Source organism: Bacillus sp. Root920 (assembly GCF_001429445.1).
Taxonomy (GTDB): Bacteria; Bacillota; Bacilli; order Bacillales; family Bacillaceae; genus Bacillus; species Bacillus safensis.
In genome coordinates this window covers 1,517,929-1,544,469 of record NZ_LMJV01000001.1, presented here as the reverse complement: position 1 = coordinate 1,544,469, position 26,541 = coordinate 1,517,929, and the positions used below count along the sequence as shown (strand labels likewise).

27 protein-coding genes and 2 riboswitches are annotated in these 26,541 nt (G+C 40.5%); of the genes, 9 read left to right on the top strand and 18 right to left on the bottom strand.

Annotated elements, in window-relative coordinates; all coding sequences use genetic code 11:
- Window positions 1-69: 69 nt before the first annotated feature.
- Window positions 70-1,113, bottom strand: coding sequence for a hypothetical protein (locus ASE42_RS07495; protein ID WP_056766293.1), 1,044 nt, complete (start codon window positions 1,111-1,113; stop codon window positions 70-72).
- A gap of 244 nt (window positions 1,114-1,357) precedes the next feature.
- On the opposite strand from ASE42_RS07495, the gene ASE42_RS07490 reads away from it, so the two are divergent.
- The 3 genes from ASE42_RS07490 to motB all read left to right on the top strand — a co-directional run bounded on the left by ASE42_RS07490 (window position 1,358) and on the right by motB (window position 5,397).
- Complete coding sequence (locus ASE42_RS07490; RefSeq protein WP_056766291.1) at window positions 1,358-3,460, top strand: ATP-dependent Clp protease ATP-binding subunit; 2,103 nt, start codon at window positions 1,358-1,360, stop codon at window positions 3,458-3,460.
- Between the two features lie 379 nt (window positions 3,461-3,839).
- A complete protein-coding gene (gene motA, locus ASE42_RS07485; RefSeq protein ID WP_024424680.1) occupies window positions 3,840-4,634 on the top strand; it encodes a flagellar motor stator protein MotA in 795 nt (264 codons plus the stop codon).
- Window positions 4,627-5,397 (top strand): flagellar motor protein MotB, encoded by a 771-nt coding sequence (motB, locus tag ASE42_RS07480; RefSeq protein ID WP_024424679.1) that lies wholly within the window; start codon window positions 4,627-4,629, stop codon window positions 5,395-5,397. Before motA ends, motB begins: the two co-directional genes overlap by 8 nt.
- A gap of 192 nt (window positions 5,398-5,589) precedes the next feature.
- Here motB and ASE42_RS07475 read toward each other — a convergent pair whose 3' ends face one another.
- The gene (locus ASE42_RS07475; RefSeq protein ID WP_024424678.1) at window positions 5,590-6,045 is read right to left on the bottom strand and encodes a MarR family winged helix-turn-helix transcriptional regulator; all 456 of its coding nucleotides are present in this window, start codon (window positions 6,043-6,045) and stop codon (window positions 5,590-5,592) included.
- Between the two features lie 204 nt (window positions 6,046-6,249).
- Between ASE42_RS07475 and ASE42_RS07470 the strand changes: the two genes are divergently transcribed.
- A complete protein-coding gene (locus ASE42_RS07470; protein WP_056766289.1) occupies window positions 6,250-7,755 on the top strand; it encodes an ATP-binding protein in 1,506 nt (501 codons plus the stop codon).
- Window positions 7,756-7,801: 46 nt separating this feature from the next.
- On the opposite strand, the gene ASE42_RS07465 is transcribed toward ASE42_RS07470, so the two are convergent.
- The 6 genes from ASE42_RS07465 to ASE42_RS07440 all read right to left on the bottom strand — a co-directional run bounded on the left by ASE42_RS07465 (window position 7,802) and on the right by ASE42_RS07440 (window position 12,847).
- Window positions 7,802-8,044 (bottom strand): aspartyl-phosphate phosphatase Spo0E family protein, encoded by a 243-nt coding sequence (locus ASE42_RS07465; protein ID WP_024424676.1) that lies wholly within the window; start codon window positions 8,042-8,044, stop codon window positions 7,802-7,804.
- Between the two features lie 299 nt (window positions 8,045-8,343).
- The gene (locus tag ASE42_RS07460) at window positions 8,344-8,874 is read right to left on the bottom strand and encodes a 1,2-dihydroxy-3-keto-5-methylthiopentene dioxygenase (protein ID WP_056766287.1); all 531 of its coding nucleotides are present in this window, start codon (window positions 8,872-8,874) and stop codon (window positions 8,344-8,346) included.
- A 16-nt stretch (window positions 8,875-8,890) separates the two neighbouring features.
- Window positions 8,891-9,529, bottom strand: a complete 639-nt coding sequence (locus ASE42_RS07455; RefSeq protein WP_056766286.1) for a methylthioribulose 1-phosphate dehydratase — start codon at window positions 9,527-9,529, stop codon at window positions 8,891-8,893.
- A complete protein-coding gene (locus ASE42_RS07450) occupies window positions 9,493-10,188 on the bottom strand; it encodes a 2-hydroxy-3-keto-5-methylthiopentenyl-1-phosphate phosphatase (RefSeq protein ID WP_034623363.1) in 696 nt (231 codons plus the stop codon). The genes ASE42_RS07455 and ASE42_RS07450 overlap by 37 nt, the downstream gene beginning before the upstream one ends.
- A complete protein-coding gene (mtnW, locus tag ASE42_RS07445) occupies window positions 10,188-11,408 on the bottom strand; it encodes a 2,3-diketo-5-methylthiopentyl-1-phosphate enolase (protein ID WP_056766284.1) in 1,221 nt (406 codons plus the stop codon). The genes ASE42_RS07450 and mtnW overlap by 1 nt, the downstream gene beginning before the upstream one ends.
- Before the next feature lie 102 nt (window positions 11,409-11,510).
- A riboswitch (SAM riboswitch) is annotated at window positions 11,511-11,612 on the bottom strand.
- A 44-nt stretch (window positions 11,613-11,656) separates the two neighbouring features.
- Entirely contained in the window at window positions 11,657-12,847 is a 1,191-nt protein-coding gene (locus ASE42_RS07440) for a pyridoxal phosphate-dependent aminotransferase (RefSeq protein WP_024426831.1), read from the bottom strand.
- 163 nt (window positions 12,848-13,010) lie between these two features.
- Window positions 13,011-13,170: riboswitch (SAM riboswitch) on the top strand.
- 79 nt (window positions 13,171-13,249) lie between these two features.
- Between ASE42_RS07440 and mtnK the strand changes: the two genes are divergently transcribed.
- Together mtnK and mtnA are read left to right on the top strand one after the other, a co-directional pair.
- A complete protein-coding gene (mtnK, locus tag ASE42_RS07435) occupies window positions 13,250-14,443 on the top strand; it encodes an S-methyl-5-thioribose kinase (protein WP_056766282.1) in 1,194 nt (397 codons plus the stop codon).
- A gap of 6 nt (window positions 14,444-14,449) precedes the next feature.
- Window positions 14,450-15,511, top strand: a complete 1,062-nt coding sequence (mtnA, locus tag ASE42_RS07430; RefSeq protein ID WP_056766280.1) for an S-methyl-5-thioribose-1-phosphate isomerase — start codon at window positions 14,450-14,452, stop codon at window positions 15,509-15,511.
- Between the two features lie 24 nt (window positions 15,512-15,535).
- Here mtnA and ASE42_RS19080 read toward each other — a convergent pair whose 3' ends face one another.
- The 3 genes from ASE42_RS19080 to ASE42_RS07420 all read right to left on the bottom strand — a co-directional run bounded on the left by ASE42_RS19080 (window position 15,536) and on the right by ASE42_RS07420 (window position 18,466).
- Window positions 15,536-15,673: a hypothetical protein gene (locus ASE42_RS19080; RefSeq protein WP_162860203.1), complete on the bottom strand. Its 138-nt coding sequence runs from the start codon at window positions 15,671-15,673 to the stop codon at window positions 15,536-15,538.
- A gap of 89 nt (window positions 15,674-15,762) precedes the next feature.
- On the bottom strand, window positions 15,763-16,254 hold the full coding sequence (locus tag ASE42_RS07425; protein WP_056766279.1) for a methylated-DNA--[protein]-cysteine S-methyltransferase: 492 nt from the start codon (window positions 16,252-16,254) through the stop codon (window positions 15,763-15,765).
- Between the two features lies 1 nt (window position 16,255).
- Entirely contained in the window at window positions 16,256-18,466 is a 2,211-nt protein-coding gene (locus ASE42_RS07420) for a PAS domain-containing sensor histidine kinase (protein WP_056766277.1), read from the bottom strand.
- A gap of 293 nt (window positions 18,467-18,759) precedes the next feature.
- Here ASE42_RS07420 and ASE42_RS07415 point away from each other — a divergent pair, with 293 nt between their 5' ends.
- Window positions 18,760-19,779 (top strand): acyltransferase family protein, encoded by a 1,020-nt coding sequence (locus ASE42_RS07415; RefSeq protein ID WP_041116436.1) that lies wholly within the window; start codon window positions 18,760-18,762, stop codon window positions 19,777-19,779.
- Between the two features lie 28 nt (window positions 19,780-19,807).
- Here ASE42_RS07415 and ASE42_RS19075 read toward each other — a convergent pair whose 3' ends face one another.
- The 5 genes from ASE42_RS19075 to htpX form a co-directional block, all read right to left on the bottom strand.
- On the bottom strand, window positions 19,808-19,981 hold the full coding sequence (locus tag ASE42_RS19075) for a hypothetical protein (protein ID WP_166644678.1): 174 nt from the start codon (window positions 19,979-19,981) through the stop codon (window positions 19,808-19,810).
- Complete coding sequence (locus ASE42_RS19070; RefSeq protein ID WP_087975542.1) at window positions 19,974-20,138, bottom strand: hypothetical protein; 165 nt, start codon at window positions 20,136-20,138, stop codon at window positions 19,974-19,976. Before ASE42_RS19070 ends, ASE42_RS19075 begins: the two co-directional genes overlap by 8 nt.
- A 6-nt stretch (window positions 20,139-20,144) precedes the next feature.
- Window positions 20,145-20,663: a DUF421 domain-containing protein gene (locus ASE42_RS07410; RefSeq protein ID WP_024424666.1), complete on the bottom strand. Its 519-nt coding sequence runs from the start codon at window positions 20,661-20,663 to the stop codon at window positions 20,145-20,147.
- Between the two features lie 97 nt (window positions 20,664-20,760).
- Window positions 20,761-22,107, bottom strand: a complete 1,347-nt coding sequence (locus ASE42_RS07405; RefSeq protein WP_080652937.1) for a TrkH family potassium uptake protein — start codon at window positions 22,105-22,107, stop codon at window positions 20,761-20,763.
- A 144-nt stretch (window positions 22,108-22,251) separates the two neighbouring features.
- Window positions 22,252-23,151 carry a protease HtpX gene (htpX, locus tag ASE42_RS07400; protein WP_024424664.1) on the bottom strand — a complete coding sequence of 300 codons (900 nt, stop codon included), beginning with the start codon at window positions 23,149-23,151 and terminating at the stop codon, window positions 22,252-22,254.
- Between the two features lie 278 nt (window positions 23,152-23,429).
- Between htpX and ASE42_RS07395 the strand changes: the two genes are divergently transcribed.
- Both ASE42_RS07395 and ASE42_RS07390 read left to right on the top strand, forming a co-directional pair.
- A complete protein-coding gene (locus ASE42_RS07395) occupies window positions 23,430-24,146 on the top strand; it encodes a DUF1836 domain-containing protein (RefSeq protein WP_025092320.1) in 717 nt (238 codons plus the stop codon).
- A gap of 123 nt (window positions 24,147-24,269) precedes the next feature.
- Window positions 24,270-24,464 (top strand): alpha/beta-type small acid-soluble spore protein, encoded by a 195-nt coding sequence (locus tag ASE42_RS07390; protein WP_024424662.1) that lies wholly within the window; start codon window positions 24,270-24,272, stop codon window positions 24,462-24,464.
- 23 nt (window positions 24,465-24,487) lie between these two features.
- Here the strand turns inward: ASE42_RS07390 and ASE42_RS07385 are convergent, their stop codons facing one another.
- Together ASE42_RS07385 and sigI are read right to left on the bottom strand one after the other, a co-directional pair.
- Entirely contained in the window at window positions 24,488-25,681 is a 1,194-nt protein-coding gene (locus ASE42_RS07385; RefSeq protein WP_056766275.1) for an anti-sigma factor domain-containing protein, read from the bottom strand.
- Window positions 25,678-26,433 (bottom strand): RNA polymerase sigma factor SigI, encoded by a 756-nt coding sequence (gene sigI / locus ASE42_RS07380; protein ID WP_003210952.1) that lies wholly within the window; start codon window positions 26,431-26,433, stop codon window positions 25,678-25,680. The genes ASE42_RS07385 and sigI overlap by 4 nt, the downstream gene beginning before the upstream one ends.
- Window positions 26,434-26,541 lie beyond the last annotated feature (108 nt).

Sequence of the window (26,541 nt, the reverse complement as noted above, 5' to 3'; positions counted from 1 at the left end):
TCACGGATTTTTGTTCAATTTTCACAGAGGATAGTGTACCACATATTTTTCATACAGGCTATCCTTTCTTTACTTATCTAGCGGTGCAGGCACTTTTTTTAGACAAAGAAAGAGGATAAAAAAGATGCTGACATAGCCAAAAACCGGATAAACCGTTGAAATCAGTGTACCGTAACCAATTTTACTAATCACATAGCAGCATATGAGAATAAGGGATATCGTAAAGATGCTGTTCATTCGGATATATGCCCTCACTTGTCTCTCTAGCCCGTATAAATTGCCTATGACGGATGTAAAAACTTCACCGAAGATGACAAATAGATAAATGAGATGAATGGAGTTTGCAACTTGATACACCACCTGGGCCATTGGAATATCAAACGCCTCCAGCATATCTAATGAAGAAAGAGATAAGAAACAAGCAAGCAAAATGAGTGTCAGCATGACGCCCCCAAGCACGGCTCCCTTTTTAATGACTGCTTCAGAGGTCATTTCATTTGCGACGGGTACTAACACTGCCTGTGACAGTGCTAAATTAAAGGCACCATATGACACTGCTGATAATATCCACTCGCCCTCACCCATTTGCAGCGCAAGAACATAACTTTCACTGCTGCTAAACACAAATGAATCAAGAAACACGATCATTGAAAAGAAAATCAGCATTGGAACGACAAGGACGTTGACTCCAAATAGCCCTTTTGAACCTTTAAAAAGTACAATGACGCTCAGAATGATCGTCAAAAAGATCCCATACTCCTTCGATATACCAAGCTGTTCTTCAAAAATAGCCCCTGCGCCTGAAATCATGACTGAGGTGACACCAAGTAAAATAAAAAACATGACAATATTAATATATCGACTCGCAGCTGCGCCAAATAAAAAACGGTTCATATCTTGATAAGATTCTGCTTCGATTCGTTTCGAAATCAGCATCATTTTTGCCCCAAGGCCAGTAAAAATAACACCGCTAATCAGGATTCCGAATAGTCCAATCCAGCCAAAACGAACAAAAAATTCTACGATTTCTTTCCCTGTCGCAAACCCAGCTCCAACCACTGTTCCTACATAAACAAAGGCAAGCTGAAAAGCGGATTCATTTGAACGTTTCATGTGACCCCTCCGCACCCATCACTTTCGATTGTTCCTTTTTTATCCTATGAGACAAGTTCCTTGAAAAGAAGGACAAACCATGATTAAATGCAAAAAAGGATTTTTATTCCCCTTTGAGCAAAACAGTTGAAAGTCAAAATAGGTCAGAGTATACTATAGTCAAAGATGGTCAAACAATAGACCATTTTCTTTAACATTCATTGGTCAAATAAAGTCAAACTTTATTTTAAGGAGGTCATGGCAAATGCGTTGTCAACATTGTCAAGTAAATGAAGCAACTATTCGCCTGAATATGCAAGTAAATTCGTCCCGGAGCCAAATGGTTTTATGTGAAGACTGCTATACCTCTTTGATGGAGCAGTCAAAAATGAAAATGGGACCTCAGCTTTTTGGAGGAAGTTCATTCTTCTCTCAGGCAGCAGGTCATGCCCCAAACATGGAGCAGCCAAAGCAAAAAGGCTTACTCGATGAGCTTGGCCGTAACTTAACAGATGGAGCAAATGCTGGTTTAATTGATCCAGTCATTGGCCGTGATGAAGAAGTCGCAAGAGTCATTGAGATTTTAAATAGAAGAAATAAAAATAACCCTGTTCTTATTGGTGAACCAGGTGTTGGGAAAACAGCGATCGCAGAAGGACTCGCGCTCAAAATTGCGAGTGGCGATGTGCCAAATAAATTAAAGAACAAACAAATCTATTTATTAGATGTCTCCTCACTTGTCGCAAACACAGGTGTACGCGGTCAATTTGAGGAAAGAATGAAGCAGTTAATCAAAGAACTACAAAGCCGTAAAAATATCATCTTATTTGTAGATGAAATCCACCTTCTTGTGGGCGCAGGATCTGCAGAAGGATCAATGGATGCTGGAAACATTTTAAAACCAGCCCTTGCAAGAGGCGAACTGCAGCTAGTAGGTGCGACGACATTAAAAGAATATCGCCAAATTGAAAAAGATGCTGCACTCGAACGGCGCTTCCAGCCCGTCATCGTAGATGAGCCAACACAAGATGAAGCGATCGACATCTTAAAAGGCATCCAAGATAAGTACGAGGCCTATCATGGTGTCACCTATTCAGATGAAGCAATTAAAGCGTGCGTTCAACTATCTTCGCGGTATATTCAAGACCGTCATTTGCCGGATAAAGCCATTGATTTAATGGACGAAGCTGGTTCAAAAGCGAACCTCTCCATTGATGCAGCAGGTGAAGATGAACTGACAAACCGACTAGCGCAAATTGCCGCAGAAAAACAAGCTGCGCTAAAAGAAGAACAATATGAAAAAGCAGCGAAGCTTCGCGATGAAGAAGAAGCCATTGAAGCAAGACTTCAAAACAAAACAACTGAAAAAGAGCATATCGTTACAGCAGAGGACATTCAGGCCATTGTGGAACAAAAAACAGGCATTCCTGTCGGTAAACTGCAAGCAGACGAACAAACCAAAATGAAAGAAATTGACGTCCGTCTAAAAGCACGAGTGATTGGACAGGAGCATGCGGTTGATAAAGTGGCGAAAGCCGTGAAAAGAAGCAGAGCTGGTTTAAAATCGAAACATAGACCAACAGGCTCCTTCCTTTTCGTTGGACCAACAGGTGTCGGGAAAACCGAATTGTCTAAAACGTTAGCTGAAGAATTATTCGGTTCAAGAGATGCGATCATTCGTTTAGATATGAGTGAGTACATGGAAAAACACTCTGTGTCCAAACTCATCGGTTCTCCTCCTGGTTACGTTGGACATGATGAAGCTGGCCAACTGACTGAAAAAGTGCGCAGAAAACCATACAGCATCATTTTGCTGGATGAAATCGAAAAAGCACACCCAGATGTACAGCACATCTTCCTGCAAATTATGGAAGATGGCCGCTTAACAGACAGCCAAGGCAGAACGGTCAGCTTTAAAGATACAGTCATCATCATGACAAGTAACGCAGGCACCGCAGATAAAACAGTCAAAGTGGGCTTCCAATCTGATCAGGAAGAAGCGATTGAGGAACAATCACTCATTGATTCACTGAGCAGCTACTTCAAACCAGAATTTTTGAACCGTTTTGACAGCATCATTCAGTTTGAATCATTAGACAGAGATGATTTAGTGAAGATTGTTGATCTTCTGCTCAATGAGCTGTCAGAGCAATTAAAAGAGCAAAATTTAACAGTCCATGTCACAAATGAAGCGAAAGAAAAAATCGCAGAGCTTGGATATCACCCTGCATTTGGTGCTCGTCCACTTCGAAGAACCATCCAAGAGCACGTTGAAGACCAAATGACGGAGATCCTGCTTGAAGAGGAGCAGCTTTCTGGATTTACTGTGGATGTTGAACATGACGAAATCGTCGTAAAAAAAGGATAACTACATCTTCAGGATGATATGCACCTCCGTCATGTTGCGGCGTCTAAGTTCCATCTGAACGCCGACGTTCCCCCGCCTCTTTTCCTTTACGATAAAAGAAAAAGAGGTGAATCACATGATGAATTGGAGTTACGATCTTGTCAAAATCATGTATGAAGAAAAATTAAAAGAGCTGCTTCATTTAGATGAACCAGCTCAAAACGATTAAATGGAGACTCCCTTTATATGAAAGGGAGTATCTTCTTTTTACATATTAAGAAAGCGCTTTCGTCAAAAATTCTTCACAGAAACTGTCTTAATTTTATATTCTGACTAAAACCCTTCTAGAACACACCGATATTAACTATAGAAAAAGATAGTTAAAGGATTTGGTGAGATAATGGACAAAACATCGTTAATTGGTATTATTTTAGCATTTATTGCACTAGGTGTCGGTATGGTTTTGAAAGGTGTGAGTCTAACTGCTCTTCTCAACCCGGCGGCTATATTAATCATCATTGTTGGAACCGTTGCAGCTGTTGTCATCGCATTCCCTTCTAGTGAAATTAAGAAAACACCAAAATTGTTCGGCAAAATTTTCAAAGACAGCCAGCTTCCAACGATTCAAGAAATGATCCCTCTATTTTCAAACTGGGCACAAATTGCGCGTCGTGAAGGTCTTTTGGCATTAGAAGCAAGTCTTGAGGAAGTCGATGATGATTTTCTAAAGAACGGGTTAAGCATGGCAGTTGACGGCCAAAGTGCTGAATTTATTCGAGACGTCTTAACAGAAGAAGTTGACGCCATGTCTGAAAGACACCAGTCAGGTGCATTAATCTTTACACAAGCTGGTACATACGCTCCGACGCTAGGGGTACTTGGCGCCGTTGTAGGACTTATTGCCGCACTTGCCAACATGGGAGATATTGAGGCACTTGGACATGCCATCAGTGCTGCCTTCGTCGCCACACTGCTTGGGATTTTTACCGGGTATGTATTATGGCATCCATTTGCCAACAAGCTGAAGCGTAAATCAAAGGAAGAAGTAAAGCTTCGTCTGATTATGATCGAAGGTATTCTGTCTGTTCTTGAAGGTCAGTCTCCAAAAGTCATTGAACAAAAACTTCTTATGTACTTACCAGCAAAAGAACGTGCAAATCTTGTCATTGAAGAAGGAGAAAATCAAAATGGCTAGGAAACGTAAAAACCATGATCATGAAGACCATGTAGATGAATCTTGGCTTATCCCTTATGCCGATCTTCTGACGCTTCTTCTCGCCCTCTTCATTGTGCTTTTTGCATCTAGTTCAATTGATGCGGCAAAATATGAACAGATGGCTAAGTCTTTTAATGTAGTTTTTACTGGCGGTACCGGTGTTATGGATCAATCCAGCATGCAAAGCACGGAAGAAACTGAAAACAGCAACCAGGTCAAGAAAGCAGCCGAGGAAGAGAAAGATGAAGAAGCCAAAGCAAAGGCTAGGGACCAAGCGGTTCTCACAAAGGTCAAAAAGCAGGTCGATTCATTCATTGCAAATAAAAAACTTGGTGCCAAGCTCGAAACAAAGCTTACGGATGAAGGACTTCTCATTACGATTGAAGACAGCATCTTCTTTGATTCTGGGCGGGCAGTTATTCGCCCTCAAGATGTCCCGTTAGCAAAAGAAATCTCAAAACTGCTCGTCATTAATCCCGCACGTGACATTGTCATTAGCGGACATACAGATAATGTACCAATCAGAAATTCAGAATTTGAATCAAACTGGTATTTAAGCGCCATTCGCGCTGTGAACTTTTTAAATATTCTTCTTGAAAACAGCAATCTAAACCAAGAGAACTTTAGTACAAAAGGATACGGCGAATTCAAACCGATTGCCTCAAACGATACAGCAGAAGGCAGAAGTAAAAACCGGCGTGTAGAAGTACTCATTTTACCGATTGAGAAAAAAGCGAAATAAAAAAAGAAGCCAGGGGCTTCTTTACAGATTGTTGACAAAGGGCTAAAATGATCTCTATTTTAGCCCTTTGTCTTCTTTTCAGCGTGATAGAATACCTTTGCAGTCTAGGAACGAGTACCGGAACGCAGGACTAACGCCGAATGCGAGGGATTGCGTGCACGCTGAAAAGGAAGCCAGCGGCTTCCTTTTTATTTAGTCTTGATGATCATATAAATGCTTTGCACGCAGCCCTACATGTTTGAGCATATCAATGCAGACATCTTTCTCTTCTTCGCTCAGGACACTGATCATCTCATGAATTTCTTTCGCATGATCTGGGAAGATGTCATCAAGCAAAGCTCGTCCCTGCTTGGTAATATGCGCAAATGTCACTCTGCGGTCTTCTGCACAAGCCTTGCGACTGAGAAGTTCTTTCTTCTCCAATTTATCGACCACATACGTGATGCTGCCGCTTGCAAGTAAAATCTTATCACCGATTTGCTGAAGCGGCTGATCACCTTTATGATATAGCAATTCTAGCACAGCAAATTCAGTTGGATTCAGCCCGTGCTTCACAATATGTTTGTTCATGTGATGATTAATTGAGCGATAGGCACGTGATAATACAATAAATAGTTTCAATGATTTTTCAACATTATGATTTTCCATTTTTTATCATCCTTTATGAAATGCAACCTACTAATGTGACATTAATAAACAATAAGTAAAATGTCAACATTTTGATCCATCTTTAGCACGAAAATGAGACCAGAACGAATCACCTAATTTTTTAAAAATCACACAAGTCATCGTAATAAAGATAGGTTCAATGCTATAATAAGTCTATTAGGTAATACGTTGGAGCGATGAATGATGAGTAAACTGAAAGGGTTTTGGAAGAAGATCAGGCTTTACCTTATTTTGGTCATGCTTCCAACCCTAATCATTAGTTATTTTATCTACGAAAAAGAAACTGAAAAAATCGATTTAAAGAACAAACAAACCGCTACACTTATGTTAAATATTCACAAAAACCAAATGAATTATTTAATAAGTGAGACAGAAGCGAGATTAACTTCCCTTGCCATGGGATTTGACCAGCCGCTTGAGACGAAAAAAGTACAAAACATCCTAGAGAAAATCTATAAACAAGAACCTCGTTTTTCAGGTCTGTATCTCCTAGACAAAAAAGGAAATGTAACAGCAAGCACCACCCCGTTAAAGGAAAAAATCAACCTATCATTCAGAGATTACTTTAAACGCATTCAAGTGACCAAGCAGACCGTGATCACAGACAACTATGTGAGCCGAATTACAAAACAGCGGATTCTCTCCATTTGTGTGCCTGTTCTCGATGAAAACGAAGAGGTCACCAATGTACTGATTGCCGCCATTCAAATTGATTATTTAAGAAATATTATGAATGTATTGAACCCTGATCTTCATTTTAAGATGCTGAATCAAAATGGACATGTCGTATTTACAAGCGGTCCACAGCCAGTACCCGAGGGCGGCAGCACCGTGTCTACATATTTAGATGAAAACAGCTGGAAGCTGGAGGTCTTTCCGCAGCGTGCTTCAACTAGTGAAGTGCTGTCTGTGATGCTCATCCCTTTATCCAGTGCGTTTATTTTATTAAATATTTTATTCACACTCGTCCAATATATCGTGTTAAGGCGGCAAACTCAGCAGGAGCGTCATGAAAATGAAGCGCAAAAGCTTGAATTGATCGGAACACTCGCGGCAAGTACAGCACACGAAATTCGCAACCCATTAACAGGGATTAGCGGATTTATCCAGCTATTGCAAAAGAAGTATCATTCAGAAGAAGATCAGCTCTATTTTTCTGTCATCGAGGAAGAAATTAAACGGATCAACCAAATCGTCAGTGAATTTCTTGTATTAGGAAAACCAACGGCAGAAAAATGGCAAAATAACTCTGTAAAAGAAATTGTAAGTGAGATCATGCCGATCGTTTTCTCTGAGGCAAACCTTTATAATGTGGAAGTGGATTTGCAAATCAATACGATTCAAGATGTGGGCGTGTATTGCACAAAGGATCATATTAAACAAGTCGTTTTAAATGTAGCAAAGAACTCTTTAGAAGCGATGCCAAACGGCGGTCACTTGAAGATTGTGATCGAAGCTGAAAAAGAACATGTCATCATTAAAGTAGAGGATACAGGTGAAGGCATACCAGAAGAGATGTTAAAGCACATCTTCCTCCCCTTTATTACGTCGAAGGAAAAAGGCACAGGTCTTGGGCTTGTCGTGTGTAAACGAATCATTTCGATGTATGGCGGAACAATTGATATTCATAGCGAAGTGAATAAAGGAACGACTGTTATGATCATGCTTCCTTCTGCTCACTCAGCATAACTGAAGATGTCAGCCGGTTTTGCTTATGCAAGACCGGTTTTTCATGTCAATAAGAGGGGCGGTTCACAGATAAAAGACTCATTTGAGACACAAGATCATGAAAGGAGGGGGCAGATTGTTTCTCATGAAAAAGAAGATGCTGATACTCATTCATCAGGTTGTCCAGTTCTTGACTATATTTAATTGTCTTCTCACCAGTGTACCCTTCCACTTGAGCAGCTTCTACCATTTGTTTTCTCTTCTCATCAATGGACATCAGCAATTGTTCTTTCCTTACATAAATATTCATGATCTCAGCTCCCGCAATGAATTCGACTGTCTATGCTCAAAATGATCCGACACCAAAATTATACTTTATTTGTAAATTAAATTAAATATGCTTATTTTATTTAATTTTTTACAGCCTAAAGACCTTTTACCCAATCAAATTTGGGGGTAAACTTCAAATTTGGACAGGACTGACACATTGATTAAACAGAATTTTATCCTATGCAGAAGATCAAAATCAACTATTTTCTTTCTCATTTTATGTCTAATTTCCTAAAAAAAGCTGATCTTCCGCCTCATGCGGAATGATCAGCTCTATCATTAAACCGTTTCTTCCTCGTAAATCGGCACCCAGCCCTCAGTTGTGACAAATATGCGAACTGCGACCACTTTGCGATCCTCTTGAAGTGTAAAGTAATGACGAATGTTTGGCGGCACAGAAATTAAATCACCTGGATTCAATCTCACATCAAAAAAGACGCCATCCTTGCCTTGAATAGCAAAGATTCCGTGCCCGCTCACAATAAAGCGTACTTCATCATCTGTATGGTGATGCTCACGTTTAAAGTTTTGGAGCAGCTCATCAAGATTTGGAGTGGCATCAGACAATGAAATGACATCCTGCGCTTTGTACCCTCTTTTTTCAGAAATACTTTGGATTTCCTTTTGGAAAACAGTCAAAATCTCTTCCTTTTCCTCATCAGTTAAATCATACATTTCTGATAAACGGTTTGGCAGCTTTTCAATATCCCAGTGCTCATAAATGACCCCTTGGTTTTCTAAATATGATGCTACCTCTTGTTCGTTCTCAAGTAATGTGTTCTCTTCGTTATGAATCAAAATCGTCGCCATGTGCTTTTCCTCCTTTTTATCTTACAAGCTGCTGTTGATAAAGCGTTAATTTTAAGTGATAGCTAAATAAAAATTCATATGCTTCTAATACTCGTTTTGCTTCAAAGGCTGTTTTTCCCCAGACCGTGATGCCATGATTGCGAATGAGTACAGCACCAGATGACGCCTCTAGTGTCAGATGTTTGGCAAATTGCTCTGCAAGCTGCGGAATATGAGCTGGATTTTCAATAATCGGAATCGACACTTCTGCATCCTCTTCCCAATAACCAAGCGCTTTGATGATTTCGTTGCCTTTAAAACGAATCTCTCCCTTATCCCCATACAGCTCTGACATCACATTATTATCGATTGTATGGACATGGAGGCAGCAGCCTGCTTTCGTCCGTTCATACACGTACGTGTGAAGCAGTGTTTCAGCTGATGGTCTAAGCGGCTCGTTCGGATCATGAGGCTGGCCTGCCGCATTCACTAGCACAAAATCTTCGTTTGTTTCTTTTCGTTTATCTTTGCCGCTTGCCGTCACCAAAAACGTGATTGGATCATCCGACACCTTGATCGATAAATTACCGCTTGTTCCGAAAAACCAGTCTCTTTGTGCCAGTTCCCGTTTAACGTCTGCTAGCTCCTGCCAGCGTTTGCTCTTTGCGTCTGCCATTCCTTCACTTCCTTTATTTGAACAAATTGCGCGTGTAGATCAATAAATGTGTCATACTCCTTATGTACGAGCCCGAGCTCTTGACATTCATTGAGCAAATAGTCTCGTGCAAACGTAAGATCCGCATGCTTCGCCGCCTCCACATCAGTCACTGAATCTCCGATCATGATGATGAAATCATCCTCATGAGTCAGCTTTCGAATGATTGAGGGCTTGCAGCATCCGCAGCCATTTTGACATTGCGTATCGCAGGCATGCGGCCATTCAATCTGAATATGGTCTTCCCCAAATGATGCATGGTTGCAATAAATATTGTCTCGATCGACAATGCCTTCGAGGATAGGATAGACAAAAAAGTCCATCCCCCCGCTCAGTACATAGAAAGGAATATCTGCTTTTTTTACCTCATCCACAAATTGCTTAAATCCTTCTCGAATCTCTGTATCCTCTAAAATAAATGATTGAATGGCATCCTTTTGATCACTTGTCAGTAATTGAAACATTTGCCCGACGCCTTCTTGAATGGTGATTTCTTTTGACAGGACACCATCCTTCAGCTTCGTCCATTCACTTGGTGCAAACTGTTTCATGATGCGGATGATATTATCATTTTTTGTAATTGTTCCATCAAAATCACAACATACAATTGGTTTTTTCATTATTCTGCTACCCTTCCCCAAAGATCAAGTGCCGCTTTTAAGTCTTGGCAGGAAGCCGCCTTATCTTGGATGGACTCTTCATGAATCACGGCATCAATGATCGAACGAAATGCCTGCCCTCCGCCGATGGCTCCCCGCGGATGTCCGTGAATGCCTCCACCTGCATTTATCACATGATCAATTCCAAAATCTTTGATCAATACTGGAACCATTCCTGGATGAATGCCTGCTGACGGGACAGGGAATGTTTTTTGAACCGTATCCTCTTTCACGCAAGCTTCATAGATTCCAAGGGCATCTTTTTTCGGAAGTGCTACCGACCCATAAGGAGAGGGGAAAAGGCTCAAATCAGCGCCAGCATATCGATTTAATTTGCCTAAAAGAAGAGAATGCGAGAATCCATATTCAGGAGAGGATGTCAAAGCACCACTCACAGCGGGATGCGCCATAATCGGCAGTGGAATGTCTGGGTCCTCAGCTAGGCTTTGCATGACATCAAGGCCGTAAGCAAAGACATTGAATAAGAGCGCATCTGCCCCAAGTTCTGCAGCCTTTCTCGCCCGATCCTTCAGGTCAAAGGTTCTGCCCGTTAAATTGACAGCATACAGCGTGCGGTGTCCTGTCTCTTCATAGGTTTCTTTTAAAATCGCTTTTCCTTCTTTGATTCGCTCTTCAAAAGGAGCTAATGGACTTTCAAATAAAATTTCATCGTCTTTGATGAAGTCAACCCCGCCTAATGCCTGTAAACGGAGCTGCTCTTTTAAATCCTGCATATCACGGCCGATAACGCCTTTAAAAATACTCATCAATAATGGACGATCAAACACGCCTACCTTTTTTCGTATGCCATCAATTCCAAATACAGGTCCTGGCAGGCTTTTTTTAAATTCTTCAGAAAATTGGATATCGACTAGCTTCACTTTTCCGTCTAGTGAAAGCTTTCCAAAAATCGTCGTGAAAACAGCTGGTAAATCAGCTGAAAAGTTTGCCTCAGGATAAGCAATCGTCACCTCTGATTGATAAAGACCATTTTCGGCTGGAGCAGCCTTTTCTAATACTTTTTCAACTCGGCCTTTATGCTTTTGAAGCTGCTCCTTTTTGAGCTGCGGCAAATCCGTCCATGATCCAACTGTTAAACCAAGCGCGATCTGCTCCGCTTTTCGATTTATTTGTTCATCCTCTCGATGTGTTAATACGTATGTTGCCAGTAATTCACTCACTAGGAATCCCCTTTCGATTGCGTCATGCATATGTTCAATAAAAAAACCTCTTCAAGTGCTTCTTGAGCGCCTTAAAGAGGTTGTTTCGTGTCATTCATCCGAATCTTATCTCTCAGCGCTTGCTGCAAGAATTAGCACCGTGCTTCATGGAAGTCGGTTGCCGGGCTTCATTGGGCTAGTCCCTCTGCCTACTCTTGATAAGAATATTCAATTTTCTTAAATATTGCCTGAATTATCGCACCATTTTTTTATGTTGTCAATGGCTTTTTTTCAAACAGATTCAAGGCAGCGATGCGCTGAGCAGCTTCTTGTAACCGCTCCTCACTTGTTAGAAGCCCTGCTCTCACGTACCCTTCACCGTGATCACCAAAGCCATTACCTGGCGCAACCACAACATGTGCCTTCTCTAATAATAAGTCAGAAAAGGCTTCAGATGTATATCCTTCCGGCACCTTTAACCAAGCAAAAAATGATCCCTTTGGTGCACTGACTTCCCAGCCAATTTCTTTGCAGGCAGCAATCCATACATTCCGCCTTTTCTCATATCGATCATTTTGCACCTGTACGCACGTTTGATCGCTTAATAGCGCTTCCGCTGCTGCATCTTGAGTGGCTTTAAACAGGGAGACAAACAGATGATCCTGATAAAGCTCAATGGCTTCAATAACAGACGAATTTCCGGCTGCAAATCCTACTCTCCACCCTGCCATATTGTACGTTTTAGACAATGTGTAAATTTCTATTCCCGTCTCTTTCGCTCCCTCTATTTGCAGAAAGCTGAGCGGCTTTTCTCCATCAAATCCAATGCCGCCATATGCAAAATCATGGACAACACATAGCTTGTGATCTTTCGCAAACGTAACGGTTTCTTCAAAAAATGAACGGCTTGCCGTAGCCCCCGTCGGATTGTTGGGGTAATTTAAATACATTAATTTTGCCTTTTTCTTATCATCCTCAGGCAGCAAATCGTAGTCAGGTAAAAAATGATTTTTTTCAAGAAGTGGCATGGTTACCATTTGCGCTCCAGCAAGCACAGCGCCTGACCAATAATCAGGATAGCCAGGATCAGGGACAAGAAGCGTATCACCCGGATTCAGCAGGCATTGCGGCAGCTCAACAAGCCCTGCTTTCCCGCCAAATAAAATCGCAATTTCCGTCTTTGGATCAAGTGTGACGCCATATTCTCTTTCATAAAAAGCGGCAGCAGCCTTTTTTAATTTCGCTGTTCCACGGAATGAGGAGTATTGATGATTTTCAGGTTTTGCTACCGCTTCCTGCATGGCTTTTACAATGTGCGGAGGAGTTGGCTGATCAGGATTTCCCTGTCCCAAATTAATGATATCTGCCCCTTCCTGCACTTTTTTCTGCACCTTTTGGACAAGGGACGCAAAAAATTGCTTCGGTAATTGTTTCAACACATCTGATTGCTGGAATTCCATTTCTTCACCTTCTATTCAAGTTACGTGACAATACAATCACTGTAATGGATTGTTTTATGAATTGTAAAGCAATTTTGAAAAAAGATTGACATGTAAAGCAACGCTCTGATAATATCTTGAATTAAGAAATGCAAACAGACACGAAACAATTACATATTGATTTCTCTTATCGAGAGTTGGGCGAGGGATTTGGCCTTTTGACCCCAACAGCAACCGACCGTTAATACCACTGTGAAGTGGGGCGCAGCAAGTAACGCGCCAAGACAATTGTCTTATAGGGCACGGTGCTAATTCCATCAGACGTATGTGCTGAGAGATAAGAGAGGCTTTGAGCATACACACCATCAAGCCTCTTTCTCTCAGGAGAAAGAGGCTTTTTTATATGATTTGGAGGGGAAGCAATTGGTTACACTTACGGCATCATATGAAGAACTAACAGAAAGCTCGGCAGTTGCACTCGCAATTAGACTTGGTTTGATCCAAGAAAGCAGTCATTTGACATGTACTGAAATTGGTGACGGGAATTTAAATTACGTCTTTCATATTTATGATCACAAACAAGAAAAAGGATTGATCATCAAGCAGGCGCTGCCTTATGCAAAGGTGGTTGGGGAGAGCTGGCCGCTTACATTAGACCGGGCAAGAATTGAAAGTGCCGCCCTGATCAAGCAGTCAGAATATGCGCCGCACCTCGTACCAGCAGTCTACTATTCAGATACAGCTCTTGCAGTGACAGCCATGGAGGATCTATCTCACTTAGAAATCGTCAGAAAAGGGCTAATTGCCGGAAAACAATATCCGCATTTATCTGATCATGTTGGAGAATTTTTAGGAAAAACACTTTTTTACACATCTGACTTTGCTACAAATCCTAAAATCAAAAAACAATTTGTGAAGCAGTTTACGAACCCTGACCTGTGTGATATTACAGAAAAACTCGTCTTCACAGACCCTTTCTTTGATAGTGAAACAAATGACTTCGAAGAAGAATTAAGAGAATCAGCAGAAGCGCTTTGGAAAGATCTTGAGCTGCAAGCCAAGGCAGCGGAATTGAAGCGTATCTTCCTGACATCAGCTGAAACATTGGTTCATGGAGATCTTCATACAGGCAGTATTTTTGCAAATGAGACTGAAACGAAAATCATTGATCCAGAATTCGCGTTTTACGGTCCCTTTGGATTCGATATCGGCCACTTTATCGCCAATCTGTTCCTGAATGCTTTATCTCGCGAGAATGAACACGAGCAGCAGCACCTTTTTGACCATGTCGTCAATGTATGGGCAACATTCAAAGAAGTGTTCACAAAAGCTTGGAAAGAGGACAGCATTGAAGCGTTTAGTGTATCGGACAGCTTTTTAGAAACAACCTTTGACCGGATTTTAAAAGAAGCGACAGGCTTTGCCGGCTGTGAGCTTGTCCGCCGAACAATCGGTCTTGCTCATGCCGCTGATCTTGATGCGATTCCATCACCAACTAGACGGATTCAGCAGAAAAAAGCAGCACTGACACTTGGAAAAACATTTATCAAACAATATCATACAGTGGAAACAGCGTCTGATCTCGTCGCATTATTCCAGCCATCTGTAAAGGAGTGACGGGTTTTGTCTAAAGAATTTGAAGTCCCCCGTTCTGTCGAATGGGAAGAAAACCGTATTCACATTTTAAATCAGCAAAAATTACCGGCCGAAACCGTATTTGAGCATTTATATACAAAAGAAGATGTGTATGATGCGATTGTGTCATTAAAAGTACGCGGAGCGCCTGCGATTGGCATTACAGCAGCTTTTGGGCTGGCGCTTAGTGCGCAAGCCATTGAGACAGAAGAAATGGATATGTTTAAACAAGAAGTCATTCGAATCAAAGAATATTTAAACAGTGCTCGTCCAACCGCTGTGAACCTCGCTTGGGCATTAGACCGGCTGCTGCAGCGCATTCAGCGTGCAGCATCAGTGAATGCAGCCAAAACAGACCTTGTCCATGAAGCCATTCAAATTCAAATAGAAGATGAAGAAACATGCAGACAAATCGGTCAAAATGCTCTTCAGCTCTTTAAATCAGGTGACCGTATCATGACCATTTGTAATGCAGGCTCCATCGCAACGAGCCGGTACGGAACAGCCCTTGCTCCCTTTTATTTAGCCAAAAAGAAAAATCTTGATCTTCACATTTATGCATGTGAAACACGCCCTGTTCTTCAAGGTGCTCGTCTGACAACATGGGAGCTTATGCAAGGCGGCGTGGATGTGACGCTCATTACAGATAACATGGCAGCCCATACGATGAAGGAAAAGCAAATTTCTGCTGTCATTGTTGGAGCTGACCGTATCGCCCGTAATGGAGATACAGCGAATAAGATTGGAACGTTAGGTCTTGCCGTTCTAGCCAAGCATTTTAACATTCCGTTTTTTGTAGCAGCACCGCTTTCAACCTTTGATGTATCCACCCGCGACGGGTCAGATATTCCAATTGAAGAGCGCGACCCGCTGGAAGTAAAGGAATTAAACGGCGTCCCCATTGCACCGCCTGATGTTCAGGTATTCAATCCCGCCTTTGATGTCACTCCTCATCATCTTATTTCAGGCATTATTACAGAAAAGGGAATTATCACATCGAACTATGCAGAAGAGATTGATGCTCTTTTCGCCGAAAGCATCTCCCAATGATCGCAAAAAAGCGCCGTGTTCTTGTCATTTAAGAGCACCGCGCTTTTTTGTTTCTTGATTCGTTTTTGTTAAGATTTCTTTTTTTTGTTCTTCTGTCAAAACGTTCATTTTGACACATAGTGACGTAACGGCATACATTTTACCTTTTTTGCCCCAAAACATGCCAGCGCCCTCCTTTTTCCCTCAACCAACTTTTTTAGCTTAATAAAAGGATATGTCGCTTGACAAACATTTGGAACAGGTCAATCGATTTATTTTTGAACAAATGGGATGCCTTCTAATTCAAGGAGGACCGCTTTCATGTCTGTCTTCGATCCTGCATAGCCCGTCAGAGACCGGTCTTTACCAATCACCCTGTGACATGGGATAAAAATAGGTAATGCATTTCGTCTGTTAGCTTGTCCGATGGCTCTTACAGCCTTTGGATTGCCAATCGCTTCTGCAATGTCTGCATAGCTTTTTGATTCACCATATGGTATGGCCGACAATGCTCCCCACACCTGCTCTTGGAACGGGGAACCTGCTTGCTTGAGCGGGAGATCGAATACTTGACGCTCACCCTTGAAATATTCATCTAGCTGTTTTTTCGCTTCTTGTAAGACAGGCGTATCTGCTTGCTTTAGATTCGCTGCCTGCTTTTTTGCTAAAAACGGTTCATCATCAAACATCACCTCGATGATGGTACCATCCTTTTCTAGTATGTATAATTGCCCGATGGGTGCGTGATAGACGGTATAATACACGTTACTGCTCTCCTTCTTGTTTCTGCTGCCTAAGTGGCAGCGTGAGATGGAAGACGGTTCCTACGCCTTCCTCACTTTCTACCTCAATGGTTCCTTGATGCTCTTCAATAATTTTATAACTAACCATTAAGCCAAGTCCAGTTCCTCTTTCTTTCGTTGTATAAAAAGGCTCACCTAGACGCTTTAGCTTATCCTCTGCCATTCCGCAACCTTCATCACGCAGTGAAATGACAATATGCTCCTCGCCCTTCCGCTGAATGCTCACATAGACATTTCCTTTGCGCGGCATGACTTCAATTGCATTTTTTAAAATGTTAATAAAGACCTGCTTTAATTGGTTTTGTTCACAATAAATGAGCGGAATCTCATCCAGCACATTGAGATGCATTTGAACATTGCCAAGATTCGCCTGTGCGTGAAGAAGATCCATCGTGTCTTTCACAATCTGCACCACATTTTTTTCTTCATATACAATGGCTTGCGGTTTCGCTAAAATCAAAAATTCGGTGATGATGGATTCAATTCTTTTCAGCTCTGATGTGATGACATTGAAATAGAGCGAATACTCCCCTTCTATATTTCCTTTTAACAGCTGAATGAAGCCTTTTAAGGCTGTCATCGGGTTTCTAATTTCATGAGCAATTCCAGCGGCAAGCTCTCCGACCACATGAAGGGTATCTGATTTTCTCACCCGCTCTTCTAATTCCTTCCGCTCTGTCACATCTCTAAAGATCGCCAAATTCATATTATGGATAATGTTGCGTTTAAAAGAGAATTCCAGGATACGCTGATCTGGATGGTTCAGTACAAACGGAACCTCATTATCCATTTCATCTAATGACATCGCCTCGGCGGGCTGAGCCAAATTTTCTATTTGATAAGGGGCAAGGATGTGGAAAAGATTCATTTCTGTTAAATGATCGTCCTTCAATTGAAGCAGCTCGCTGGCAGATGGATTAACTTCAATGATTCGGTATTGATTATCAAAAAGAACAATGCCGTCCATTGATCCATTAAATACTTTGCGGAATTTAAGCTCACTTTCGCGCAGTTCCTGCTCCATTCTTTTTCGATCACTTACATTACGTAAAATGGTTAAGTGCTGTCCTTCTAATACCGCATGCTTTGATGTAAACTCAAGCTCTTTATACTGGCCATTTGCCATTTTAAATAATAGCTCTTCCCTTATTTCATGATTCCGGATATAGCGTCTTCTTGTTGGTCTATATCTCTTATCAGATTTGACGAGAAAGTCGGTAAGTTTTTTGCCAATCAGTGAGTGCATAGGTAATTCAAAAATTCGACAGGCTGATTCATTGGCTCTCACAATCTCTCCATCGTCCGCCCATATGATGATGGCATCCATTGCATTTTCGAAAATTTCTCTAAAGCGTTCTTCACTTTTTAACAGCTTCTCTTCCATCAGTCTTTTTTCTGTAATATCCCGCATGATGGACATATAAAAACCACTCATCACATTTGATGTAATGGTGAGTTCAAATAATTTTTGCTGGCCAGATTGAAGGGTAACAGGAAGCTCCCCTTTTGCTTTCCCTGTTTCTTTAAGTGACGTTAAAAGATGCTGCAAGGCGGGAAGGTTTTCTTCTTCGACAAATTCATGTAAATAACGATCGGTTAAATCAGTCTTTTGCAGCTCAAAGCTCTGACAAAAAGAATGATTCGCATCAATCATGCAGCCATCCTGATCAAAAATGACCATCCCATCAATCGCTCGGTCAAACAAATCTTTGAACAGCTGCTCATTCATGGAGCGTTCTCGTTCTAATATTTTCTTTGATGAAATATCTCGCATAACCACTATATACTGCTGATTCATGGTATCGTGCTCTGCGACAAATTCAATGTATTTTGTTTCGCCATTTTCCAGCTGAATGGAGATTTCTCTTTTTAACGTACCTTTTCGAAAAAATAGATCGAGTGAGCATTCAACTTTATCTTTCGGGATGCCGTATAGGAAATCTAGAACGGATTTATTGAGGAGGTCTTCTTTCGGTGTCTGGACAAGCCTGCAAGTTGCTTCGTTAGCTTGGATGATGTTGAGGTGCTGATCAAATATAAAAATGGCATCTAGCGTCTTATTTAACAGCATTTTTTGCTGCATCAACTCAGTTCGCAAATATTCGTTCTCTTTTTCTAATTTTCTGATATCTCCCGCAGGGGTTAACCTATTGCCATCGAGCGTTTCAGTCATTCTCTTACACTCCTTTTCCAGCCTCATTCCTCTACAATATTTCTACAATATTTTCATTGTTCCTTCATTCGACTCATAAAAAAAGATAACTTTTTATACGAAGACTGTCTCATTTATTTCATTTGGATGACAGGATTGTATAACGATTCACTTTTCTTACGCTTCTTTTACAACCGTTCTACAATTTCACATCAAATAGCGAATTAAGCCAAAATGTATTTTAGAATGAGGCAAATAAGGGAACAGTGCACTTAGAACATTTATGTTCGAAAACGAGCAGGAAAGGTGATGTTATGGCATCTTCACGAGATAGTTATTTTGATAATGCGAAATTCCTTCTGATTTTTCTAGTTGTTTTTGGTCATTTGTTACGATCATTCATTCATGATAATGACTGGATGCTCTATTTATACAAGTTTATTTATACCTTTCACATGCCCGCCTTTATTTTAGTTTCTGGCTTTTTTGCAAAAGGGTTTAGAAAACCGGGCTTTATGAAAAAAGTCGCCGTTAAGCTGATCATCCCATATTTAATCTTTCAGGTGATCTATTCGGTTTACTATTATCTATTACAGGATCAAAGCATGGCCAATTTAAATCCAATTGATCCGCAATGGTCCTTATGGTTTTTAATTAGTTTATTCTTTTGGAACTTGCTGCTTATTCCTTTTTCAAAACTGCCGTTCCACTGGGCGATGATTGTCAGTTTATCGATTGCATTACTTGTCGGTTATGTGGACAGCATCAGCGATACACTCAGCTTATCACGTACGTTTGTCTTTTTGCCTATGTTTTTAGCTGGATTCTATTTAAAAAAGCAGCATTTTGAATTCATCCGTACAAGCAAAGGAAAACTTGCAGCACTTTTTGTATTAATGGCTGTGTTCCTGTTTTGCTACTTCTATGAATTTGATTATTCCTTCTTATTTGGCTCAAAGTCGTATGCTTCTCTTGGAGATGAAGGAATGATTGCGGCGATGAAACGAATGGCATGGTATTTGCTTGCATTTGGCGCTACATTCAGCTTCTTTGCATTAGTTCCAACACGCCGTTTCTTCTTTACAAAATGGGGAACAAGAACGTTATATGTTTATTTATTACATGGCTTTGTAATCAAACTGCTAAGAACCACTTGGTTTGATGACTGGGCGCTAAATGCAGCAAGTGTACTCATTTTATTGCTGCTGACCATTTTGTTAACCTTTACCCTGTCTAGCACTTTTGTCAAAACCGTTGCACAGCCAGTGATTGAGCTCAAAATGACCAATCTCATGCGAACAATCACCGGCAGGCAAGGCAGTTATATCAAATAAAAAACGATCCTTCATGGATCGTTTTTTTCTATTTCTTATTCTGCTGACATGCAGCATCTTTCTTTGGCTTCACCAATGTATCAATCCATTTGCTGCTGTTAATATCTCCAAGCTCACTGCCAAATTCCTCTTCTAAAATATCTGGGTCCATTGGCTTTTTATGGTCCTTCATCTCTTTGCTCTTCATATGCTTCTTAGTCACGAGATGCTCCCCCTTGTTTTCCTTTATGAGAATTTCGGTTTGCCTGACGATCTCTTGATTGTTCGTCAAATTGAGTTTGTCCTTGATCATGTGCCATGCTTTCTGTCGGCGTCATATTATTTGTTAATGCTTCATTTTTCGCTGCTTTTCTTTTCATCTACATTCAGTCCTTTTTTGACAGGTTTAGTTCTTCTCTTAATTGGTCAAGGAGTTCTTTCATTTGCTTGACCGTCACTGGCTTTTCCTCAGGTTTTAACTCATAGCCAATTTGTCCATTGGCTTCTAGCGTGGCTTTTTTGAGACAGCTGATGTCAGTGATGCCTTGCTGCTTTAAACGCATTTTAAATTGATCCCTTGTGAGCCTTGTTTTCTTCAGCTTATGATCAAGCATTTCGCCATCTTGTAAAATCACAACCGATTTGCCTGAAAGCAATTTTTCAAAAAAATCCGATTGAATTGACAGCTTTTCCATAATGACAAGTGCCACAATAAAGATGGTAGCTGCATAAATGGTTTCAAGTAAATTATGCTCAATAAAGGGTTGGATAATAATCGATCCGATTGAAATCATAATCACTGTTTGTTGTACAGTTAATTGACTAATGGATTTAGGCCCTGCTATTCTCAGCAGCAAGGTACCAACTAGCAGCATGACAATTGCTTTCCATAATACATCAAGCACGTCTCGTTCACCTCTTACCTATAGATTGCGAACATCCCATATGATTTAGCCAGTTAGATAATGGAAATAAAAAAACAGCATTCAAATGGAATGCTGTTTAACCAATAATGACGCGCTCTTTCGGATAATGATAATTTGCTTCGCTTTCTCTTCGGCCTATTAAATATAAAAAGCTTGGAATGCCGATCCGGCCAATAAACATGACCACCATGATGATACATTTACCAAACACAGTGAGATCTGAGGTGATCCCAAGCGACAGCCCCGTTGTTCCGAAAGCAGAGCAAACTTCAAATAAATTTTCAAGAAGTGTATTATGCTCTGTTAAGGATAACAGGAACGTAGCGCCAAAGACCAAAATAAACGCCATCATGGTTACCATAAGGGATTTATTAATATCCGCTTGATGAAGCTCTCTCTTGAAGATTTTAATGGACTTATTTCCCCTAGCAAAATGAAACAAGGCGAGTAAATTAAGAGCAAACGTAGTTGTCCGAATGCCGCCCCCCACAGAGCTTGGGGAAGCCCCGATAAACATGAGCATACATAAAAATAAAAGCGTCGGTTCCGTCAGCTGCGTAATATCTAACGTTGTCAGCCCACCGCTTCTTGTTGCAGTCGATTGAAACAAAGAATAGAACAAGATTTCGTGCCAGCTTTTCCCTACAAAGCTAAACCCGGCTTCAAGTGCATAGATTCCAATCGCTCCAACAACGACAAGGCCGCCGAACGTGAGCGTGGTGATTTTTGTAAACAATGAGAACGATGCGTGCTTACGGTCCTGATTGAACAAATAATCCTTTACTTCCACAAGCACAGGAAAGCCAATCGCTCCAAAGATGATCAGCAGCATTGTAATAAACTGGACGAAATAATCATCTTTGTAAGGGATAAGAGAGCTCCCTGTAATATCGAAGCCACCATTGGTTGTCGCACTAATACTTGAGAAGAAGCCATGCAAGAAAGCGCTTTGCACATCGTAATACTTGAGAAAATACATGCTTAAAATCAGCCCGCCGACAAACTCAATCAGCAAAATTAAATATAAGACCTGCTTCATTAGTTTCACAATTCCAGATAAATTGCTTTGGTTTTGATCTGCCATGATCAGCTTTCTTTCTTTAATTCCAATTCTTTTTCGCATGACAAGCCATACGAAGGTACCGAGCGTCATAATGCCGATGCCTCCAATTTGCAGAACAAACGCAAGGATCCACATCCCTGCCACACTAAATGTTTGTGAGGTGTCGACAACAGTCAGTCCTGTAACACTTACCGCACTCACGGCTGTAAACAAGGCATCAATGAATGTCCATTTGACTCCCTCTTGATGAGCCACTGGCAGGCTGAGAAGAATAAACGACACGGTCACAGCAAGAAAATAATAAAGGGCAATCAACTGAAAAGCTGACAGCCGGTCAATTAGCTTTTTTATAGGATTCATTGTCATTCCTTCTTTTATCTATCTTTTCGAATACCTTTATCATTTTAATGAAAAGAGACATGATTTTAAAGCTATTTTATGCTTTATTTTCTTTTTCATCAAAAAGAAAAAGACATCCTGTTAAAGAATGTCTTTTCGTCTTTCTTATTTTGCTTCTAGTCTTCTGATTCTTTCGTTCAAATCAGGGTGTGTTGAGAAAAGAGAAGCTTTTCGTTTACCGCTGATTTTCAGCGTAGCGACTGCTGTTTGATCATCATCTTTGATTCTTGACGTATACGCCTCAAGTGAACGAAGCGCATGAATCATTTTATCTTTACCTGCAAGGTCGGCTCCGCCGCGGTCTGCATGGAATTCACGGTGTCTAGAATATGCAAACACGACAAGGCTTCCTAGGATAGAGAAAATGATTTGGAAGACAATCACAGCGATAAAGTGAACAATCGGCACAAGCTCTTCACGTGAAACAAAACGGCTTGCGATCCATGCCGCAATTCTTGAAAGGAACACAACGAACGTGTTGACGATTCCTTGAAGCAGCGTCATCGTCACCATATCACCATTCGCAACGTGAGCGACTTCGTGGGCGATGACACCTTCAACTGCTGCATCATCCATTTCATGAAGCAATCCAGTTGATACCGCAACAAGTGATCTTCTCTTAGAAGGACCTGTTGCAAATGCATTGACTTCAGATGATTGATAAATACCAACCTCAGGCATTTTAGAAAGACCTGCTGCTCTTGAAAGTCTGTGCACGCGGTCAACAAGCTGCTGCTCATCATATGTTAATGAATCCTTTTCTGGATTTAACACACGTACACCCATCATCATTTTTGCCATCCAGCGAGACATTGCAAGTGACATAAACGAGCCAACAAAACCAACAACTGCACTGAATACAAGAAGATAAAGGATATTAAGTCTTCCGTCTGCTCCTATATAAGAACCAACACCAGTTGCTGCACTAATAACCGACAGTACAATACCAATCGTAGTGATAACAAGAATGTTCGTTAATATAAACAGAAATATTCTCTTACCCATACATAACCTCCGCTGTCATATTAAGTTCAAATGAACTTATTAATAAAATTATAAAAATAAACGTCTCAAATTGCAAGGAAAAAGGAATCACTTTCTCTGTTTATCATAACGGCTAAAGCCCCATCACATCAATATTTACGACATTTGCCCCAGCAGAAAAGTGAACAAATTGTGACGCACAGGTTTGAATTTGAGTTTATTTTGCATTTTCATCAAAAAGAGACTATGATGTTGAATTAGATCAATAATCACGTTTTGACGTACAAATGAGGTGGAACATGGTTACTTTTAAATTAACGAGAATTGACATGACAAGACTTCTGTATTCTCTAAAAGGAGAGGGAGATCTGACTCCGCTTCAGCTTTTGAAACTATCTGTAAAAAATGGCAAGGATCATGACTATGATGAATTAAAGATCCCGTCTTTTTTTGAGAAGCTTGAACGGCGGAAGCAAAAATCAGAGCATGGTCTTTCTACAAATGAAATTGTTGAGCTTGGCAACTTGTGTGAGCTGACTTCTCTTAAATCGACGGCGATTCAAAATTGGATCAAACGTGATATTAAAGATATGATTGGCCATCCAGAGCTTGGCAAGAAGTACTCTATTGATCAGGTCGTTATTTTATTAATTGTCAGGGATTTAAAATCAGTTTTTGACTTCGATACCATTCGTATGATCTTATCTGCCTTATTTAACACCATCACAGATCGAACAGATGATATTATTAGTCCAATCCGTTTTTATGAAGCATATGCGCACGTCCTTGATTTTATTTATCACCATACACAATTTCCATTAAAGGAAACAAATTTACGAGAAATAACTGAGGAGCAGACAGACAAACTCCATGACGAGTTTACAGAATTGACGAAGAGCCAATGGAATTTGATTAAAGGCATTATCAGTTCTACCGTCTTCTCTGTATTTACTTCTCATTTGCAAAGTACAGCTCAAGAAATGATGTATAATACGCTTCAGCTGAATAAGGGATAAATAAGAACCGAGGTGACCTTCATCATCTCGGTTTTTTTGTACAGCAATTGCCAGCATAAATGTGCGGCTTTTTTTTCAAAATAAGAAGGCGCAACAAACATGAGGTGAAAGGAGGAATATGACATGGCAAATCGAAATCAACTTCTTGTTCCTGGAGTAGAACAAGCTTTAGATCAATTTAAATACGAGATCGCTCAAGAATTTGGCGTCACTCTCGGTTCAGATACAGTCTCACGTGCAAACGGTTCTGTTGGCGGTGAAATCACAAAAAGACTCGTTCAACAGGCTCAATCACAAATGGGCAATCAATCTAAATAAAGACATGGTGAAATACGCCGGAGCTAATCTGGCGTTTTTTTTTGTTCATATGTGTGCTCATGCCGGTTATCGCGATAAGGAAACGGTGCACCTTTCCCTTTTTGCTTCGCATGTTCTCTTTTTTGTTCAGCGGATGGATTGTTCTGATCCCTGCCGTTTTTTTTTGCATGTTTTTCCGAATCACCACGTGATGTGCCGTTCCAGTGTCTTCTTTCATCAGGATCAGTTGATTGATTTTTTTTTTGCTCTTTATCGAAAGAATGATCTTTTTCTTCCTTTATCTTGTTGTCTTTGCTTGCATCATCAGGTTTTTGAGGCTTTTGAACAGATCCTTGCTCTTCCCTCTCTGTCTCCTTCTGCTCTTTGTCCTCAGCTTCAGGAGCCTCATGATCTGGCTGCATCTCTTCGCTATCGTCTGTCTTTTCGTCTTCTTGTTTGACTTTATCTGCTTGTTCTTCATCATGTTTCTTAGGATCTTCTTCCTTCACAGCATCGTTATCTGCTCCGTCTTCATCCTTTTTGATGTCTTCATGTTCTTGATCTTGCATTTCTTGATTTCTAATATATGTTCCTGTTGAAATGCCTGCCTTTTGAGCTTTTTCTCTTGTTTCCATGTCACTTTCCACAGTTTCCAACTTATAATTGCGTTTTTGATATTCACCAGAAATGGTGTTAATTTTGCTTTTTACGTTTGTTTTATATGTATTGTCCTGCTTGTTTTCATAAACGGTTGAAATATAAATACTTTTAGAATGGTTCACATATCCTTTTTTGTCACAGTCATCTATAATTTCCTGCACGACTTTGGTCATGTCGTTTTTTTCTAAATCCTTCATACTCGCCAGTACTTGCTTTGCATCTTTATTCAGCGGTGTGACACCGATCACTTGATAATTGTGATCAAGCTTCAGCTCAAAGCTTGGGTTAATATCAATTGTCATATACGCATATGCTTTTTGACTTGAGAAAGATGGCATCATAGTAAAAATTACGACAATAATCGCTGCTATTGATAGGATTCCTGCATTTAACGGACGTAAACGAAGCAGGTCAAAAAAACCGGCTCTTTTTCTTTCGAGACGTGATTCATTCGGAAATGTCACTTCTTGGCCGATTTCATAGTTTTGCTCTTCATATTTAGTCCGCAGAAATTGTCCATCAGGGGTCAGCAGCGTGACATATTTTTTGTTTTTCTCTACTATAATGCCTCTTCTCATGAATTAAGCACCCCTTTAAGGTAATCTTTCAAATACACATAATCACCTGTCATAATGATCGCCATCGCAATGATATATTTTCTATTTCTCTCAATCGTTTTGCGGCTGACTTCCACTAACTTTTCCAGCTGTTTGACAGGCAATTGTTTCTTCTGAAATAAAATGGTTCTCAGCTCATCGTGTTCAACGAGTGTATGGGCTACTTTAATGGCATTTTGCCTGGCATCTGCATGCTTTGGTGAATGCTCAAGCAGCTCTTGAAACGTGAGACCGTATACTTTCAATCGTTCTTTAAAATGTTCAATCTCTTCTCTTCTATGTTCTTGTTCAATTAAACGCCTATATTCATTTGCAGAGAGCTCCGCTTCAATCATGCTTTGAGAGTATTCGCCGTTCTCACTTTCTTGCAGGTCCATTTGAACCGTTGGCGCATTTCTTGCTTCTTTTCGAATATAGTCAATCACTTTTCTTTTAATAATTAATTCTGCGAAAGCAAGCAGTGAGTTTCCTTTTTCGGCAGAGTATTTTTCTATCGCTTCATTAAAGGCGATTAAGCCTATGCTGAATTCATCATCTTTTTCATCTATATATCGTTTACAAACGGATGAAACCGTCTTAGCGACAAATGGTTTGTATTGCTCTATTAATGCATTTTGCAGTTCGATATCACCTTGTTGAATACTGATAGCCGACTGCTCTAATGTTTGCTTTTTCTTTCCTTTTTTAAACAAAAGGCTAAGCAATGGTTTCACCTCAGTTCTCCCTATATTACTCATTTATGATAGCTAATTTATGAGGGAAGCGCAAAGGAAGAAATGAGGAATTCATTTCCTGTTACTTAATTATGACATGTATGTCAC